Annotated in this window: 12 protein-coding genes; 8 read left to right on the top strand and 4 right to left on the bottom strand. The window is 59.7% G+C overall.

Annotation, left to right across the window (positions count from 1 at the left end; translation table 11 throughout):
* A partial coding sequence (locus FVQ81_16575; protein MBW7998147.1) for a hypothetical protein occupies nucleotides 1-578 on the bottom strand: 578 nt, incomplete at its 3' end.
* 442 nt (nucleotides 579-1,020) lie between these two features.
* On the opposite strand from FVQ81_16575, the gene FVQ81_16570 reads away from it, so the two are divergent.
* The 4 genes from FVQ81_16570 to FVQ81_16555 all read left to right on the top strand — a co-directional run bounded on the left by FVQ81_16570 (nucleotide 1,021) and on the right by FVQ81_16555 (nucleotide 6,254).
* Nucleotides 1,021-2,601: an arylsulfatase gene (locus FVQ81_16570; protein ID MBW7998146.1), complete on the top strand. Its 1,581-nt coding sequence runs from the start codon at nucleotides 1,021-1,023 to the stop codon at nucleotides 2,599-2,601.
* Between the two features lie 21 nt (nucleotides 2,602-2,622).
* Complete coding sequence (locus FVQ81_16565) at nucleotides 2,623-4,527, top strand: hypothetical protein (protein MBW7998145.1); 1,905 nt, start codon at nucleotides 2,623-2,625, stop codon at nucleotides 4,525-4,527.
* 208 nt (nucleotides 4,528-4,735) lie between these two features.
* Nucleotides 4,736-5,554, top strand: coding sequence for a three-Cys-motif partner protein TcmP (tcmP, locus tag FVQ81_16560; GenBank protein MBW7998144.1), 819 nt, complete (start codon nucleotides 4,736-4,738; stop codon nucleotides 5,552-5,554).
* Nucleotides 5,547-6,254, top strand: a complete 708-nt coding sequence (locus tag FVQ81_16555) for a phage Gp37/Gp68 family protein (protein MBW7998143.1) — start codon at nucleotides 5,547-5,549, stop codon at nucleotides 6,252-6,254. The genes tcmP and FVQ81_16555 overlap by 8 nt, the downstream gene beginning before the upstream one ends.
* Before the next feature lie 60 nt (nucleotides 6,255-6,314).
* On the opposite strand, the gene FVQ81_16550 is transcribed toward FVQ81_16555, so the two are convergent.
* From FVQ81_16550 to FVQ81_16540, 3 genes are read right to left on the bottom strand one after another with little or no spacing between them, the layout of a single operon-like run.
* On the bottom strand, nucleotides 6,315-8,402 hold the full coding sequence (locus tag FVQ81_16550) for a hypothetical protein (GenBank protein MBW7998142.1): 2,088 nt from the start codon (nucleotides 8,400-8,402) through the stop codon (nucleotides 6,315-6,317).
* A gap of 46 nt (nucleotides 8,403-8,448) precedes the next feature.
* Entirely contained in the window at nucleotides 8,449-10,488 is a 2,040-nt protein-coding gene (locus FVQ81_16545; GenBank protein ID MBW7998141.1) for a S9 family peptidase, read from the bottom strand.
* Between the two features lie 50 nt (nucleotides 10,489-10,538).
* Nucleotides 10,539-11,804 carry an MFS transporter gene (locus FVQ81_16540; protein ID MBW7998140.1) on the bottom strand — a complete coding sequence of 422 codons (1,266 nt, stop codon included), beginning with the start codon at nucleotides 11,802-11,804 and terminating at the stop codon, nucleotides 10,539-10,541.
* Nucleotides 11,805-12,003: 199 nt separating this feature from the next.
* Between FVQ81_16540 and FVQ81_16535 the strand changes: the two genes are divergently transcribed.
* The 4 genes from FVQ81_16535 to FVQ81_16520 form a co-directional block, all read left to right on the top strand.
* Nucleotides 12,004-12,882 carry a sterol desaturase family protein gene (locus FVQ81_16535; GenBank protein ID MBW7998139.1) on the top strand — a complete coding sequence of 293 codons (879 nt, stop codon included), beginning with the start codon at nucleotides 12,004-12,006 and terminating at the stop codon, nucleotides 12,880-12,882.
* A 225-nt stretch (nucleotides 12,883-13,107) separates the two neighbouring features.
* A complete protein-coding gene (locus FVQ81_16530; GenBank protein ID MBW7998138.1) occupies nucleotides 13,108-13,998 on the top strand; it encodes a DUF547 domain-containing protein in 891 nt (296 codons plus the stop codon).
* A 353-nt stretch (nucleotides 13,999-14,351) separates the two neighbouring features.
* The gene (locus FVQ81_16525) at nucleotides 14,352-16,451 is read left to right on the top strand and encodes a thioredoxin domain-containing protein (protein ID MBW7998137.1); all 2,100 of its coding nucleotides are present in this window, start codon (nucleotides 14,352-14,354) and stop codon (nucleotides 16,449-16,451) included.
* Nucleotides 16,452-16,504: 53 nt separating this feature from the next.
* A partial coding sequence (locus FVQ81_16520; GenBank protein MBW7998136.1) for a glucose-6-phosphate dehydrogenase (NADP(+)) occupies nucleotides 16,505-17,429 on the top strand: 925 nt, incomplete at its 3' end.

The following is a 17,429-nucleotide window of genomic DNA, read 5'->3' as shown; positions in this document are numbered from 1 at the left end:
TCCACCATTTCCACACTGGGCGGAGGGGTCCCGGTGTAATTCATAACCTGAATCAGCAGCAGGAAGCCGATAAAACTCCAGAGCGAGATTTTGCCCGCCCGGCTGTCGCTGCGGGTGAAAGTGCTGTAGAGCCGGACAGCCAGCAGGAAAATCCCGACTTCCACCAGCGCGGTGAGGGCCACCGAGTTCCACAGTCCCAGCCCGAAATAGCGTTTCGCGCCGGGGGCCAGGGGAAGGTCCGGGCGATGGGTGATCAGGTCGAGCAGCCAGTGGCTGGCCACCGCTAAACCCGTCACGACCGCTCCCCTGCGATAACGTGTGATGAAATAATAACAAAATCCGAAACCGGCCGACCACAGCAGGACGGTGACAAGCGAGTGGCTGTAAGGGTAGAATGAGAAATCGAGCGGGGTAACCGCCGTGTTGCCGGGGTCGATCCTGACATGCTCGATTCCAAACAGGACCAGCGGAGGCCAGATAATGTCCAGGAAAGTCGCGGCGACAACCAGGGTGGGAAGGCTCGTGCGCGGGCTGAATTTCTTGGCGGCAAGTCCGACTGCGAAATGACCAGCAAACATAGTACCCCGATCACCGGTTAGAGTGAAAAGTTATCCCAGCCCGGCCGGGCTGGCACAGGCGCCGCTTTTCAGGTCCCCGATCAGTTCCGGCAGGTCGTCCACCCCGAAAGTGCCGTCGCCCGGGAGATCATCGCCCAGCATATCTCGGACATTGTCGGCGTAAATCTCGACCCTGAAGCCCGGCGGTGGATGCAAATATCAGCAGTATTACTGCGAAACGGGACAACATGGAATTGCTTCCTCGGGTTACAGGTTATGAGTTGAGCTTGATTATCATCTGCAGAGCGCAATGATAATTTGCTCCCCCCTTCCCGGTCAAGCAGATTGAATAATGATTGACACTTTGCCTCTTTCCGCCAAGTTTAGGTTATTGAGTATCTGATTTCAGTTCAGGCTGATCAGGAAGTTCTCCCCGACGATTCCAACCATGCCGGAGGCCATGATGAGCAGTCCCTCCAAGAATAGATCGCGAATCGGACGCCGCGAGTTCCTGCGGCTGGCCGGCGGCGCGGGCGCCGCCCTGGCCGTGGGCCAGGCCGCCTGCGGTACTGCCGCAGGCGGCGGCCAGCCGCCCGTGGCAGGCGAACCCCACATTTTGCTGTTGATGACCGACCAGCAGCGCTGGGACACTGTCGGTGCGTTCGGCAACCCGGCGATCCACACACCCAACATGGACCGGATCGCCGCCGGGGGAGTCCGGTTCGAGCGGGCGTACACTTCGGTACCGAGCTGCACTCCGGCCCGCGCCGGGCTGTTGACCGGGCAGTCGCCCTGGCGCCACGGGATGCTGGGCTACGGCCGCGTGGCTGAGCGCTACGAATTCGAGATGCCCCGGATGCTGCGCGAGGCGGGCTATTACACGTTCGGGATCGGCAAGATGCACTGGTACCCGGAGCGGATCGTGCACGGCTTCCACGGTACGCTGCTGGACGAGGCGCTCAGACGGGAAACGGATGGTTTTATCAGCGACTATCACCAGTGGTTCAGCGAGGTTGCCCCCGATCTGGACCCGCGCGCCACCGGGATCGGCTCCAACTCCTACCGCGCCGCGCCGTATGCCCTGCCCGGGGAACTCCACCCGACCACCTGGACCGGCGACCGGGCCGTGGAGTTGATCGAGGGATACGGCCGCAGCGAACCGCTGTTTCTTAAGGTGAGTTTCCATCGTCCCCACAGTCCCTACGATCCGCCTGCCAGGTTCTGGACCCGATACCTGGAAACGGACCTCCCCAGGCCGGTAATCGGGGAGTGGGCCGGGAAATACAGCGAACCGGCGGAGGATTTCGGTTACTCGACATGGAAAGGAAAGCTGAGTTACGGGGATACCATGCGCGCACGGCGGGGTTACTACGGATCGGTCAGCTTTGTCGATGAGCAGATCGGACGGATATTCGCTGCGTTGGAGCGCAGGGGCATGCTGGACAATACTCTGGTAATTTTCTGCACGGACCACGGCGACATGCTGGGCGACCACAACCTGTGGCGCAAGACCTACGCCTACGAGGCAAGCGCGCGCAGCCCGATGATGCTCCGCTGGCCGAAAAGCTGGGGCATGGAGGACAAGCGCGGGACCGCGCTGGCCCAGCCGGTGGAACTGCGTGATATTCTGCCGACAATGCTCGATGCGGTGGGGGAAAATGTTCCCGCTGCAATGGACGGGGCCAGTCTGCTCTCATTGGTCCGGGGCGACAACACGGGCTGGCGTGACTGGATCGACCTGGAGCATTTTCGCTGCTACGACGAGGTCAACCATTGGAACGCCCTGACCGATGGCCGCTGGAAATACGTATTCAGCGCCTATGACGGTTCCGAGCAGTTGTTCGATATCGAGAACGATCCCGGTGAAAGCCGGGATCTGGCCGCAGAGCCGCAGCACCGGAACAGGTTGAGTGAATGGCGCGGCGAGTTGATAAGCCATTTCATCGGGCGCGGCGAGCCGTTCGTGCGGGACGGCAGGCTGCTGGTGCGCAAGGATACCGGCATGCTGTATTCTCCGCATTACCCCGGCGCAAAGGAATCATAACCGGAAATACAGGAGAACGAGATGAAAACAATCTGCCGGATACTGACAGCTCTGCTGGTGTTTTTTTTACTGCCGCCAACCCTGTCCGCTATCGATGTTATCCCGCCGCAGGAGCAGATCAAACCTGACCGGCCCCGTCTGCTGATCCGCCCGGGAGCCACTTCCTATGCAATCACTCTGGATAAACTGCGCAGCGGCCCGAAGGGCAGCGAATACGAGGCAATCCTGGCCCGATTGAAAGAGGACAGACACGCGGCCGCCCTGGCGATGGTGTGGCTGCTGACCGGCGAAAGCCGGGCCGCGGACTCGGCTGTGGCTAAAATGCTGCGCTACCGCGAACCCGAGGAATACGATACGTTCCACAACCACGGCCGGGTGACCGAGTTTGCGCTGGCCTACGACTGGCTGCACGGCTACTCCGGGTTCGGGCCGGAAGTACGGGCGAAAGTACGCAAAAATGTCAATCCCACTGCCTGGCGCGGATACCGCAACAGCAACGACCACGTGTTCCACAACTACGTCTGGATGAGCGCCGGCAGCACCGCGCTCTGGGCGCTGGCCACCGCCGGTGAGGACGCCGAGGCCGACAGCATGTTCAACCTCGTGCGGCGGCGGTTCAATGACGGGATGTTTCCGGCGATGAGCTATCTGGAGGGCTTGAACAGCGAGCCGCTGGGCTACTGGTTCTACTACGATTTCGCCCCCTGCATGCTGACCGTGATGGCCGTGCAGAGCGCGTTCGAGTTTGACCTGGCGGGGAAAATCGAGCGGGAGCAGGGCGGCTGGGTGCGGCGGCATTTCAGGAACATCGTCCACGGGGTCACGCCCGACATGCGTTTTATCACTTGGGGCGACATGCAGGGCGGCTCCAACGGCGGGGTGACAATCCAGTTCGCCGGGCTGATGGACGCTCTGACCTGGCTGCTGGACGCGCCCGAGGGGGCGTGGATCTCCAACTGGCTGAAAGAAAAACGCGGCCTGGAGCGGTTCCGCCGCTGGCACGGGATCTACTACATGCTCTACACGCGAAGCCTTGAGGTGGAGCCGCGGACGCCATCGCTCAGCTACCTGGCCGGCAACAGCCAGGCCGGGCAGTTCGTGATGCGCAGCGACTGGTGGGACGACGGCACGATGGTCGCTTTCCGCTGCACGGACCACTACGGCGACCACAACCACTACGACCAGGGCAGCTTCATTGTCTACAACCGGGGGATGCTGGCAGTCGATCCGCCGGTGTACCGCAAGGTGGCCGGACCTCAGCAGCCGACAGCCGTGCACAACACCCTGCTGATCGGCGGGAAGAACCAGCGCCGTTGCCGGGGCCAGTGGTTCAGGACCCTGGAAATCTATGAAGAAAACCGCACCGGCGGCCCCGTGCTCGAAACCGGCGATCTCCTGTTCCACACCGACCGGGGCCGCTGGGCCGCGGTGGCCGGGCAGTTCGCCCAGGCCTACGACAGCACGGTGGTGGAGAGCGTGGTCCGCCAGCTGCTGTTTGTCAGGCCGGGGATAGTCGTGGTGGTGGACCATCTGAAAGCGCCGGCGGGCAAAACATTACCGGAGGTGAGCTGGCTGCTGCAGACGTCCTCCGAGCCGGAGCTCGATCCCGCCAGACACGCCGCGCTGGCCTCGAACGGACAATCCACGTTACTGGTGGAGCCGCTGGATGTGGACGCTGCCGCCAGGGTGCCGGAGATGACCGAGACCGAAGTGAACACCTGGACCGTGAGCTACAGCTATCACGGCGATGGCGATGAAATGCTGCTGGCTCACCTGCTTGGGGTGGGGCATATTGACGGGTCAAATATCAAGCGCACCGCGGTCCGCGGCCCGGACTACCTGGACATCCGGTTGGAGGGCCGCAACTGGCGGTTCAACCTCAAGCCGCCCTACGAGGTGGTTGAGGCGGAGTGGGCGGAAGAGTAAACGAGAAAGCAAAAAGCCCCCGCTGGAAGGCGGGGACTTTTTGCATTTGGATGTATAGTTTTTCGACGCGAACTCTCTGTTTACAGAAACACTTTGTTAAGCAGCCTGCTAAGGTTACCAGTCTATCACAGATATTAGATTGACATAATATTATCAAAAATGTTATAATCCAGGAGGACGACATGAAAAAAATTTAGGAGAGATAGTAATGGATGAAGTTATAAGAAGATGGTCGCAGGATAAAATCAATCTTTTGTGCAAGTATGCCAAAGCTTATTCAGGCATTTTATCAAAGACAAGTTGGGAATACGTTTATATTGATGCCTTTGCTGGTTATGGAGAGTTTGTAACAGATAAAAATATAAAAGTTCCAGGGAGCCCTATAGCAGTACTAGAGATTGAACCACCCTTTACCGAATACTATTTTTTTGATGTAGATCAAGAAAACTATCAAAACCTTAAAGCATTATGTGGTTCAAGGGATAACGTTTATATTTATTGGGGCGATTGTAACAAAATGATTCCAGAGTTGGTTTTCCCCAATATTACAAAAGAACAAGGTAGAAAGGGATTGTGTTTTCTCGATCCCAAAGGGATACACATTGATTGGAAATTGGTTGAACTTGCGGGTAAGCTACAAACAATAGAGGTCTTAATACATTTCTCAATTTACGATTTACGGAGAAACATTTTTCCTCATAAAAAGAGCAAAATAAAAGATAACGAAATACAGAGGATGAATAAATTTTGGGGAGACAATAGCTGGCAGGATATAAAAGGCGATATCCAGTCGGATTTATTTGATGAGGAGGATACTCATATCGCAGATAAAAATATTCTGGAGGCCTATAAAAACAGATTGCAGGCAATTGCTAATTTTCGGTATGTAAGCGACCCATTACCGATGAAGACAGAAGGCAATAGCGTTTTGTACTATCTTATATTTGCCACTCAAAACAGGACGGGATTAAAAATTATTAATGATATATTCAAAAAATACTTAAAAAGTGGTAATAGAAATGGCTAATAGCTCCAAAATAGAGTGGACAGAATCCACCTGGAATCCAGTAACCGGCTGCACAAAGATTAGTTCAGGTTGTTATAACTGCTATGCAGAAAGAATGGCAATTCGGCTTAGAGCAATGGGACAACCCAATTATAGAAATGGCTTTGAACTCACTCTGCATAAAACAGCTGTTTCATTACCATTGGCGTGGAAAAAACCACAAGTCATCTTTGTTAATTCGATGAGCGATCTGTTTCACGCAAAGGTACCAGAATCTTTTATACTTGATGTATTCAATACTATGTCACAAGCGGACTGGCATATTTACCAGGTTCTAACAAAACGGTCAAAAAGATTACTAGATTTAAATTTAATCTTGAATTGGAAAGAAAACATTTGGATGGGTGTTTCTGTAGAAAGTCAGGACTTCTGTTATCGAATTGATAATTTGAAATATACAGATGCGGAAATAAAATTTGTCTCTTTTGAACCGCTGCTGGGTCCAATAGACTATGACCTTAGCGGAATAGATTGGGTTATAGTAGGAGGCGAATCTGGCCCCAAATCAAGAAGAATAAATTACAAATGGGTGCAAAGCTTGAGAGATCAATGCTTGGCTTTGAATATCCCATTCTATTTCAAACAATGGGGCGGTTTTAACAAGAAAAAGAATGGAAGGGTATTAGAAGGAAAAGTTTGGGATCAAATGCCAGTGGCATAATACAAAAAGCCCCGCCATCCGGCGGGAGCTTTTTCTTAACTTGGTAATAAACAGCGAGAATCACCCTCCCAGCGTCACTTCTTCCCCATCGGCTATCTCCACGAAATGCTCGCCCTCGATAGTTGCGCCCCCGGGGATAACCAGCCTGCCGCTGCCGTGCACGTGGACTTCCACCACGGCCCCGTCGGCAATTGTCACGTTATCGCCCACCTCGGCCTTGCCCGCTTCCTCGAGCTTCAACGTCAGCCAGCGGTCATCGCCCATAAGCACCCGGCCGTACTCGTTCTTCACGTCCAGGATGAACACCGCGTTATCGCCGACCCGGAAATTCTCGCCGAAACTCACCTGCGTGGGATGACCGGTGAGCGCCAGCTGGCAGTCGCGGCCCAGCACCCAGCCCTCGCCCACCCCGGCCTCGGCCAGGTCCTCCTTCTCCAGGGCGAACGCGGGGCTGAACTCGACAAACGAGCGAGCCTCGCCGGGCTGAAGGATACTGTAGGCGTGGTCAGCGGCCAGTTTCAGTGCGGCAAGGCCCTGCTTGTCTGCGGCCGCGCCCAGGTCATGGCAGGCCTCGAATAATTTTGCAGGATCTTTTGCTTCGCCGTCTTGCAGCATTTTATCGACAAGGCTGCAAATCCCCCGGACCTCGCCCTCCAGCGCGGTTCCGCCGGCGGCCGGGAGCAGCCGTTCGCAGCACAGTTTCAGGTAATCATCCAGGCTGTCATCGACTGTCTGTACGGCAAGCTCGGCTCCCTGCTCGGCCAGCCAGCGCATGTTGCGGGTGCAGAGCGCGCGGATCACCGTGGCCGGGCTGTCTCGTCCCACCGAGTTTTTGGTGGGCATGAACTGCTCCTCGCGCAGGATCTCCTTGACATCCACCGCCTCGGCGAGCGCATGCTGGATGATATGGAACGTGAACGATTCGAATTTAACACCCAGCTTGCGGCCCAACTCGGTGCGGATTTCCTTGTTGCGGTACAGGCACAGGGGAAGGTGGTCCACCGCGCCCATCAGGCCGAGGTCCATGATAAACACGTTGACGTCGCCGTGCTCGAACAGCAGACGGTCCGGGTCGTCGGGCTTGCGCCTGGCGGCCAGGGCCTCGGGAAACAGGTTGTACTCGATCTTGTCCAGGTGGGGCTTGCCGGTCAGCTTGACAATCATCCCCACCCGCTCCTCGGCGTCAACTTTCCTGACCACGCCGAAACTGAGGGCGGCGTTCAGCCGCTCGTGGCTGCCCAGCATGTGGGGCAGGATCACGTCGGCAACGGGGTTATCGACATTGGAGAAACCGACCATCTCGACACCCTGGCCCTCGAGCCACTTGAAGATATTTTCCGCTCCGTCCCACGGGGTTTGCTCCATCGCCTTGAACATTCCGCCGTTGCCATTGCCGCTGAAGGCAAGGTGCCCCTGGTCGTCGTGCGGGATAACCCTGCCACCGTCGTCCAGCACGGGGTTGACCCCGTGGTCGAACAGGACGATCGCCTTTTTGAGGGGCTCATAAAACTGGTGTCCGGTGATAGTGGTCAGCGAGGCCTCGTGGGTGATATCGCTGAGCATGAAAAGCAGCACGGGCATGCGGTTGACCCTGGCGCCCAGGGCCAGGGTCTGCTCGATAAACAGGCCGTAGAGGCTCTTGCCCAGCACGGGCGTGATCGGCAACTGCCCCTTGGCGCAGGCCTCGTCGAACGTGCGCATCTCGGAATCGGCCACCCGGTAGCGGCGCTTGAACGGCAGGGAATCGTAGATCTCATCCAGTACTTTCACCAGCCGGCTGCCCGAACCACCGGCTGGAATCAGCCATGCAGCCTTGCCGTCGATCAGAGCCTGGCGGCCGATTTCCTCCTCCGTCATCCGGTACTCGTCCTGCTCGCCGTAGGCGCGCATCATCATCGGCTCGATATCCTGTTCGCCGAGTTGTTCCTGCTCCGCGCCGTCAGACAGGATCTCGCGCGCCTCGGCCACGATCTCCCAGTCGATCTTTTTCAGCTCCGACAGCAGGGTCTGCCGGTAGCTCTCATCGCGCTTGTCCCAACCATCGAACAGGTGCTCCTGCCCGTTGTCCAGCGCCCGCTCCAACAGTTCTCTCTCCGTCTGCCCGTCCACTGTTGAGAGGATTGAGTCTTTTAAGGTGGTATCCGCCAATTTTAACAATCTCCCGGATCACATCCGTTCCAGTTAGTCCAGTCAGTCAGGGCTTGAGATACTTATCCAGCCACTCGCGAATCACGTTGTGCCAGAGTTCGCTGTTTTTCGCCTCCTGCACCCAGTGCCCCTCGTTGGGGAAGTACAGCAGGCGAGTGTCGATCCCCATGCGCTTGAGGGTGGTGAACGGCATCAGGCCCTGCTCCGGCGGAACGCGGAAATCCTGCTCGCCGTGGATTATCAGCTCCGGCGTGCTGAACTTGGCGGCATGGCGATGAGGCGACCAGAGGCGGTAGAGCGTGGGGTTGTCCCAGGGCGTGCCGGCGAATTCCCACTCGGGAAACCAGAGTTCCTCGGTGGAGCCGTACTCGCTCTCCAGGTTGTAGACCCCGTCGTGGTTGACCAGCACGTCGAACCGCTCGGTGTGGCCGTTGATCCAGTTGATCATATAGCCGCCGAACGAGGCTCCCGCCGCTCCGAGACGCTCGGGATCGATAAAGTCGTAGTTGGCCAGCACGTAGTCCAGACCGCGCATAAGGTCACGATAACATTTGCCGCCCCAGTCGCCGGAGATCTGGTCGGTGAACTGCTGGCCGTAGCCGGTGGAGCCCCTCGGGTTGACCATCACGATCACGTAGCCCCACGAGGCCCACATCTGGGCGTTCCAGCGGTAGTGGAACTCCTCTGTCCAGGCGCCCTGCGGTCCGCCGTGGATCAGGTATACCAGCGGGTATATCTTGCCGGCGTCGAACCCCGGCGGGCGGATCAGAAACCCGTGGACCGGCACTCCGTCCTCGGCCGGAAAACGGAAACTCTCGGCCACGCGCATGTCCAGTTCAGCCAGCAGGGGGTCGTTGAGACTGGTCAGGTTTCGCGCCGCGGTCCCGTCGGCGTTCATCGCAACCAGCTCGGCCGGCTCGTGGAAACTCTTGCGCAGCGCCACCAGGGTCCGGCCGTCGGGCGTAATCCCCAGTGCGCTGAAACTGCGGCTGTTGGTCAGTTTCTCCACCACCCGGCTGCCGTCGCCGAACCCCGCATTGACCCGGTAAATCGACTCTTTGCCCTCGTCCGTGGCCGTGAAATACAGATATCTACCCCCGGGGTCCCAGATCACCTCGCCCACGCTGCGGTCCAGCTCGCCGGTCAGGTTAACCGCCCGGCCTGACTGGAGGTCGCGCAGCCAGAGCACCTGACGGTCGGACTCGAACCCGGCGCGCGCCATCGCCCGGTAAGCCAGGTAGCGGCCGTCCGGGCTGATCAGGGTCATGTTGTCGTCGGCCGGGTTGGCGGTCAGTTTGGCCAGCCCGCCCCCGTCGATATCGACGCGCCAGAGGTCGTTGTTGGTGCTTTTGGCGGTCATCGGGTCGCGGTTGGCCACGTAGTAGACATGTTTGCTCTCGGCGCCCACCGCGTAATCCATCCTGCTGCCCAGGCTGACCGGCGGGCAGTCCACCCTGCCGGGGGTCAGGTCGACCGGCGCCTCGCCGGTGCCGATTTTCTGGACGAAAAGGTGGCTGTAGCCGCCGTTGCGCCAGCGGTCCCAGTGACGGAACAGGAGGTTGTCGATTATCCTCGCCCGCGGTTTGTCCGGGTCCTGTTCGTAAACCACGGCGCTGCTGTCGACCAGGATGCGGGAGTGGAACAGCAGGTGCTCGCCGTCGGGCGAAAGCGCGCCGCCCATCGCCCCGGAGCCGAAACTGGTGATCTGTTCCGCCTCGCCCGCCCTCTCCAGGGGCAGGCGGTAGAACTGACGGCTGCCGCTGCGGCTGGAGGCGAAAATGAGCGCCCCGCCGTCAGGCGTGAACATCGGCCTGCCGTTGCCGCGTCCGTTGGTTGTCAGGGCGTGCGGTTCTCCGCCTGTCAGCGGGACAAGATAGATGTCGGACTTGCTCTTGTAAGTGTACGGCTCGAACGTGGTGCTGACAAACGCGACCCGTTTCCCGTCCGGTGAGACTGCCGGCGAGGAGATCCTGTTGATTCTCAGCAGGTCCGAAAATTCAAGGGGACGGGCGGAGTTGGCGGCAGAGGGAACAGACAGTAGAACGCAGATGAAGAAAAGCGGGGAAAATCGGCTGGCGCTTGTCATGGCTGGCGGTGTTCCTTCCGGTGATAAACCTGCCGCGCGTAGCGAAGGGTTCAACGCGGCGCGCCGGTGCTGTCGACAGGCTCCCCGCCGGCTGGTCTGCCGGCCGCCGAACGCCGGATGGACTCGGGTGAATGGTAACGCCAGCCGGTGAGATAGACCGCCGTTCCGGCCAGCAGAATCACGCCCGCAACCCGGAACATGGCGAAATAGTCCCAGTGCTCGGCCACCTTGCCCAGCAGCGGGCTCATCGCCATCGTGCTCAGGTCGAACCCCAGCATGTAGAGGGCCATCGACATGCCGCGGTTACGGGCAGGGGAACTGTCGAATGTCAACGTAGATAGCGCTGGAAAGATATACCCGTGCCCGGTGCCTGTCAATATGCCCACCAGCACCAGACCCGCGGCCCCTCCGGTAACAGAGGCCAGGAACAGGCCGGCCACGATCACCGTCAGCGACACCGCCGTGACCATCCTGCGGTCGAGCCAGTCGAGCATTTTACCCGTGGTCAGCCGCAGGACTATCACCGTCACCGAATAGGAGATGAAGAAATAGCTGGTCGGCCCCAGCGAGTTCAGTTCGGTGAAATCGGTGATGAAGTTGAAAATGGAAGTGTAGCCGATACCGAAGACAACCGACGGGATGATCACGTAGATCAGTGTCGGAGAGCGCAGGACCGTGTGCCACGGATCGGGGGCAAGGTGCATCTCCTCGTGGTCATCGTCATGCTCCATCAAAAAGCTGAACCCCAGCGCCACCAACGTGAAGACCCCCGCCAGGGCGAACACCACGTGGAAGCGGGCCAGGGCCCCGTACGGGAGAATTTCCAGCAATTGCTCGCACATCCACGGACTCACCGCCTGGGCGATAAAACCCGCGGCTCCGTAAAGTGCGATCGCTTCGGCCCGGCGGCCCGCGGGCGCTTTCTCGGCCACGTAGGTGACAATGGCCGTGAAGTAGATAACCATCGATGCGCCGGCGGCGGCCCGCGCCAGGATCAGATACACCCCGGCCCCGCTGGCGAACACCGGCAGAAAATTGGCCGCCGTGAACAGCGCCAGCCCGGTGATCACCATCTTCCGCCGGCCGAGACGGTCGACCCAGCGGCCGGTCGGCAGCCGGATGACCAGCGCCGCCGCCGCCGGAGCGCCCATCACCAGCCCGATTAAGAACTCTTCACCGCCGGTCAGCCGGATAAAGCGGGGCAGGAAGTAATAGATCCCGAACGAACCCATCGCGGCCAGGTGGATCATCAGGATCCTGAGGAACGGGCCGGTCAGCAGGCTTTTCCGTTTGTTGCTGTCAAGTGCCGTGTCCATCAATATCAACGCTTTGGGGAGGCTTGCTGGAAAAATAAATAAGCCGGAGGACAAACGGAGTCTCCCGGCAGAGAGGTACTAAAAATAATCCGGAAACCGTTGACCGACAAGAGGGATTTCAATCGCGTCGCTTGTGCTTAGGGCTTTGATATGTGAATATTAACTAACTTTTCTACCTGTACCGCGGAGAGCGCGCCTGATGATGGACCGCTTGAACTCGCTCGGGGATATGCCGGTAGTAGTCTTGCCGGTGGTGTTTTTCCTGCTGCTGCTGGCAATCGAGCAGGTATTTCCGTTGCGCACCCGTACCCGCAGCCGTCCGGGACGCTGGGGAGTGAACCTCGTGCTGACCGCGTTGGTATTCGCCGCCGCCGGCTGGCTGCTCAGGCCCGTGGTCAGCTCCCTGACCGGAGCTGTCCTGAAAAACGAGTGCGGCTTAATGTGCCGGCTCGGTTTCCCGCCAGCGCCGGCTGCGGTGGTGGGGTTCCTGCTGATGGACCTGACTTTTTACTGGTGGCACCGGGCCAACCACGCAATTCCTTTTCTCTGGCGGCTGCACAATGTCCACCATATAGATCCGGACGTGGACGTAACTACTTCGTTCCGCTTCCATTTCGTCGAAATAATACTCTCGATCGGTTTCAGAGTGGTCCAGGTGCTGGTACTGGGTATAACCCCCACGGTTTACGCCACCTACGAGCTGTTTTTCACGCTGGGCACCATGTTCCACCACAGCAACCTCCGTCTGCCGTTGTGGCTGGAGCGGCCGCTGAATTTTATCCTGGTCACTCCCCGGATGCACGGGATCCATCACAGCGCCTGGCGCGATGAAACCAACTCGAACTACAGCGTGCTGTTCCGGCTCTGGGACACGCTTCACCGCACCCTGAGGCTCGATGTTCCGCAGGCCGATGTCGAATGCGGGGTCCCTGGATACAGCGGCCGGAGGGACAACTCGCTTTTCACCCTGCTGACCATGCCGTTCAGGGGCCAGCGGGAGTACTGGCAAAAGGACGGCAGTGCGCGCGAGTCGAGGAAGATCCAGGGGGCGGGAGGCGGTAACCGGATGGCTCGCTGAGCGATGCGGATCTAATTTACAGCCGGCTCTTGATTTGTATGCGCTTTATGGACTACATTGATAAAGCTCGTGGCGGTCTACCACGGGCTTTTGCGTTATGCGCGCCTTCGGTCCCGGCGGTTGCACTCAACTCGCTGTTGGACCGGGATTGGAAATTCGCATTTACAGAGCGCCACTTCAAGCAGCAATGAGGTTAAGTTGAATGTAATCAGGTTGATATTAATTTTGATTCACGTTTGCATGGCGGTTCGGTTGTGTGCCCAGAGAGCCGGGACCGAGGAACCGGTTACCCGTGATCAGGCAAGCGGTAGAGAGCAGGTGGTTTTGGATGAGGCTTTCCGCAATTACGCCCGCCTGCTGAGGATCTATGTGGACAGCCGGGGCATGGTGAACTATCCGGGGCTGGTCCGCGACCGCGAGTTGCATAACGAAGCGGCCGCCGATCTCGGCTCGCTGGGCCAGCGTACATTCGCCGGGCTGAGCGGCAAGGGACAGCTTGCGTTACTGATCAACGCCTACAACCTCTGCGCGATCGACGTTGTCGTCACCAACTGGCCGGTCAGGCGCAACTGGCTCACGGGCTGGTTTTATCCGGGCGGCAGTATCCGTCAGATCGGCGGGGCGTTCGACGAAATCTCGCACCAGTTGCTGGGCGGCCGGTTTACCCTGGAGGAGATCGGGCACAACTTGATCCGCGAGCGCTACGGCGACCCGCGGGTTCACCTGGCCCTGGTCTGCGCATCCAGAGGCTGCCCGCCGTTGCGCGGCGCCCCCTACACCGCAGACAGTCTCGACTTCCAGCTCGACGACCAGGTGCGGCGCTTCCTGAGTGAACCGGCCAATTTCCAGATCGACCGCAACAAGGCGAGGGTTTATCTGTCCGAGATTTTCGACCGGTATGCCGACGACTGGCTGGCCGCCGGTTACACCCATCTCGACAGCCTCTCCCCGCCCAACCGCGGCAGCGAGCAGCTTGGAGCACCGGTGCGGGCTGTGCTGGAATTTATCGCCGGCTATGTTGACCGGGAGCAGCGCGGCTATCTCGAAGCCGGAGGGTACGAAGTGGAATTTACGGACTACGACTGGTCGCTGAACGTGCAGGAGGACGCGAGATGAGCGAGCGGGAACTGCAACGGGCGGACACGGTTGGCGGTCAGTCCGAGAGACTAGGGAAGAAACAGAGGCCGGCTTAAGCCGCTGCTGCTGATTGCGGCGGTGATAGCCCGATCAGGCATACCGCAGACACCTGCTGTCGCACGCGGCTGACCCCTGCGGCGGCCTCAATGTTCAGGCGCTGGCTTGCATGGACCCGCTGAGGCTGTTATATGTGTGGGGGGTGGAAGTCGCGTTGAGGATGAGAGATGGATCGGTTCCGCAAGGTTTTTATCACAATGGTATTGATGGCCGGTCTGCTGCTCTGCCCGGGGTGCGGCCGGCCTGTCGATTCGGGGCAGGGGGGAAGCCAGGGCATGGGAGACAACGGTCACGGCGGCGCAGCTAAGTTCAACCGGCTCAAGGATTCCACGAGCCCCTACCTTCAGCAGCACGCAAGCAACCCCGTGGACTGGTATCCGTGGGGCGAGGAAGCGTTCGAGAAGGCCAGGGCCGAGGATAAGCCGGTATTTCTTTCTATCGGCTACTCAACCTGCCACTGGTGCCACGTGATGGCCCACGAGTCGTTCGAGGACAGCGCGGTGGCGGCGATGATGAACGAGACGTTCGTCTCGATCAAGGTCGACCGCGAGGAGCGCCCCGATATCGACAAGGTGTACATGAGTGTCTGCCAGCTGCTTACCGGCCAGGGCGGCTGGCCGTTGACCGTGATCATGACCCCGGAAAAGATTCCGTTTTTCGCCGGCACCTATTTCCCCAAAAACGGACGGTTCGGGAGGATCGGCATGACCGAGCTGGTTCCGCGGATCGCCGAGCTGTGGCGTACCAGCCGCGACGATCTCGAACAGGACGCGCGGAAAGTGGCCGACGCCCTGCGCGAAGCTTCCGCCGCGCGCGGCGCGGCAGCCGATCTCACCGCCGATGTCCTGGAGCAGGCTTTCGAGGCGCTCGCCACCCGGTTCGATACCACTTTCGGCGGGTTCGGCGAAGCGCCCAAGTTTCCCACCCCGCACAATATCTACTTCCTGCTGCGCTGGTGGAAACGCTCCGGCAGCGGACAGGCGCTCGCCATGGCCGAGCAGACCCTGGAAGCCATGCGCCGTGGCGGGATCTACGACCACGTCGGCTTCGGGTTCCACCGCTACAGCACCGACCGGCACTGGCTGGTCCCCCATTTCGAGAAAATGCTCTACGACCAGGCCCTGATCGCAATCGCCTGTCTGGAAACCTGGCAGGCCACGGGCCGGGAGATTTTCGCCGAAACAGCCCGCGGGATTTTCACCTACGTTCTGCGCGATCTGCGCTCGCCGGAGGGCGCGTTCTACAGCGCCGAGGACGCTGACAGCGAGGGCGAGGAGGGCCGGTTCTACCTCTGGAAGTACGAGGAGCTGGAAAAACTGCTGGAGCCTGAAGAGCTTGAACTCGTGGAGAAGGTCTGGGGAGTTACCGCCGAGGGCAACTACCACGAAGAGGCCGGCGGACGACGGACCGGGGACAACGTGCTCCACATGAGCGCGGGCTACGCTGCTCTGGCCGATGAGCTGGGGGTCACGGAGAAAAATCTTCGCCGGCGCCTGGAAGAAATCCGCGGGATTCTTTACGAGGCGCGCGCACAGCGTGTCCGCCCCGGCCTGGACAACAAGGTCCTGGCCGACTGGAACGCGCTGATGGCCGCTGCCCTGGCCCGCGGCGCTGTCCTGCTCGGTGAGGACGAGTACGCCGGTGCGGCGGCCGGTGCGGTGGACTTTATTCTCGAGCGGATGACCGCACCCGACGGCCGGTTGTTCCACCGCTGGGCCGGCGGCGGAGCCGGAGTGACCGCCACGCTGGACGATTACGCTTTCCTTGTCTGGGCGCTGCTGGAACTTTACGAGGCCGATTTCAACCCCGGCCGTCTGCACGCTGCGAAAAAATTGACCGAACAGATGCTGGAGCACTATTGGGACAGCGAGAGCGGCGGATTTTATTTCACTGCCGACGACTCCGAGGAACTGCTCGTGCGCCAGCGGGAACTCTACGACGGAGCTACCCCCAGCGGCAATTCGGTGGCCGCGCTCAACCTGCTTAAGCTCGCCCGGATTACCGGGGACGAGCGGTTCGCCGAGCGGGCGGAGCAGATCGGCGGGGCGTTCGGCGGCCACGTACGGAACTCACCGGCCGCGTTCACCCAGTTCCTCTGCGCCCTCGATTTCGCCACCGGACCCAGCCATGAAGTCGTAGTGGCTTCGGGGGATGACCGCGACGGCGGCCTGGAAATGGCGCGCCGTCTTCAGCGCCCGTTCGCGCCGAACAAGGTGGTGCTGCTCGGTGGCGACGCCGCGCTGGAGGAGATCGCGCCGTTCACCGGGCAAATGGGACCGCTGGAGGGGAAGCCCGCGGCATATGTCTGCGTTGATTATGCCTGCGAGCTGCCGACAACCGACACAGACAAGGCGATTGAATTGTTGACTCGCTAACCGCCCGGTGTTCCGGGCTGGATTACTTAGCTGAATCATGCCAGGCGGGGAATATGACCAACCTGATTTCACATGCGCACATCCCGCACCGCGATTACTACTGCGTGGATAAACAACTCGAACCCTGCGGTATCGTGATTTTCGGGGCGTCCGGCGACCTGACCCACCGTAAGCTGGGGCCGGCGCTGCTCAGTATCTACCAGCGGGGTCTGCTTGCCGACGGGAGTTTTATTGTCGGGTGCGGGCGCACGGAGATGACCGACGAACAATTCCGCAACAGCCTCTCGGAATCGCTCAAGGGCGAGGCCGCTTCCGAGAACAGGCCGATGGTGGACATGTTTATCAAGCGCTGCCACTATATCGCCGGCGGGTACGATGACTGCGAATTCTACTCCCGCATGCGTTCCCTGCTCGAAGAGCTGGAGGAAAAGTACCCCACCGGCGGCCGTCGCGTTTTCTATCTCTCAATTCCCCCCAGCCTGTTCCCGGGAGTTGTCGATAATCTCGGCGCCGCCAGGCTTACGGCCGAGGACCGCCGCAGGGGCAAGTGGGTCCGCGTGGTGGTGGAGAAGCCGTTCGGCCACGATCTGGAGAGCGCTATGGAGCTGGACCGTCAGCTCTACAAGGTGCTGGACGAGAAGCAGATCTACCGGATCGACCACTATCTGGGCAAGGAGACAGTCCAGAACCTGCTGGTCTTCCGGTTCGCCAACACCATTTTCGAACCGGTCTGGAACCGCAACTATATCGACCACGTCCAGATCACGGTGGCCGAAAGCGTGGGAGTCGAGCACCGGGCAGGCTACTATGAGCAATCGGGCCAGCTTCGCGACATGTTCCAGAACCACATCATGCAGATGCTCTCGCTGGTGGCCATGGAGCCGCCGTCTTCGTTCGACGCCGACCGGGTCCGCGACGAGAAAGTCAAGCTGCTGCGCACGATCCGGCCCCTGCCGGTGGACAACCTGGGCAGCGCGG

Source organism: Candidatus Glassbacteria bacterium, assembly GCA_019456185.1.
Taxonomy (GTDB): Bacteria; Gemmatimonadota; Glassbacteria; order GWA2-58-10; family GWA2-58-10; genus JAJRTS01.
This window is presented reverse-complemented; position numbering and strand designations above follow the sequence as displayed.

Bases quoted from the DNA above. Each gene is read 5' to 3' on its own strand.
- FVQ81_16540 (MBW7998140.1), bottom strand. From the start codon at position 11,804: ATGGACACGGCACTTGACAGCAACAAACGGAAAAGCCTGCTGACCGGC.
- tcmP (MBW7998144.1), top strand. From the start codon at position 4,736: ATGGATGAAGTTATAAGAAGATGGTCGCAGGATAAAATCAATCTTTTG.
- FVQ81_16570 (MBW7998146.1), top strand. From the start codon at position 1,021: ATGAGCAGTCCCTCCAAGAATAGATCGCGAATCGGACGCCGCGAGTTC.
- FVQ81_16525 (MBW7998137.1), top strand. From the start codon at position 14,352: ATGGGAGACAACGGTCACGGCGGCGCAGCTAAGTTCAACCGGCTCAAG.
- FVQ81_16555 (MBW7998143.1), top strand. From the start codon at position 5,547: ATGGCTAATAGCTCCAAAATAGAGTGGACAGAATCCACCTGGAATCCA.
- FVQ81_16565 (MBW7998145.1), top strand. From the start codon at position 2,623: ATGAAAACAATCTGCCGGATACTGACAGCTCTGCTGGTGTTTTTTTTA.
- FVQ81_16545 (MBW7998141.1), bottom strand. From the start codon at position 10,488: ATGACAAGCGCCAGCCGATTTTCCCCGCTTTTCTTCATCTGCGTTCTA.
- FVQ81_16535 (MBW7998139.1), top strand. From the start codon at position 12,004: ATGATGGACCGCTTGAACTCGCTCGGGGATATGCCGGTAGTAGTCTTG.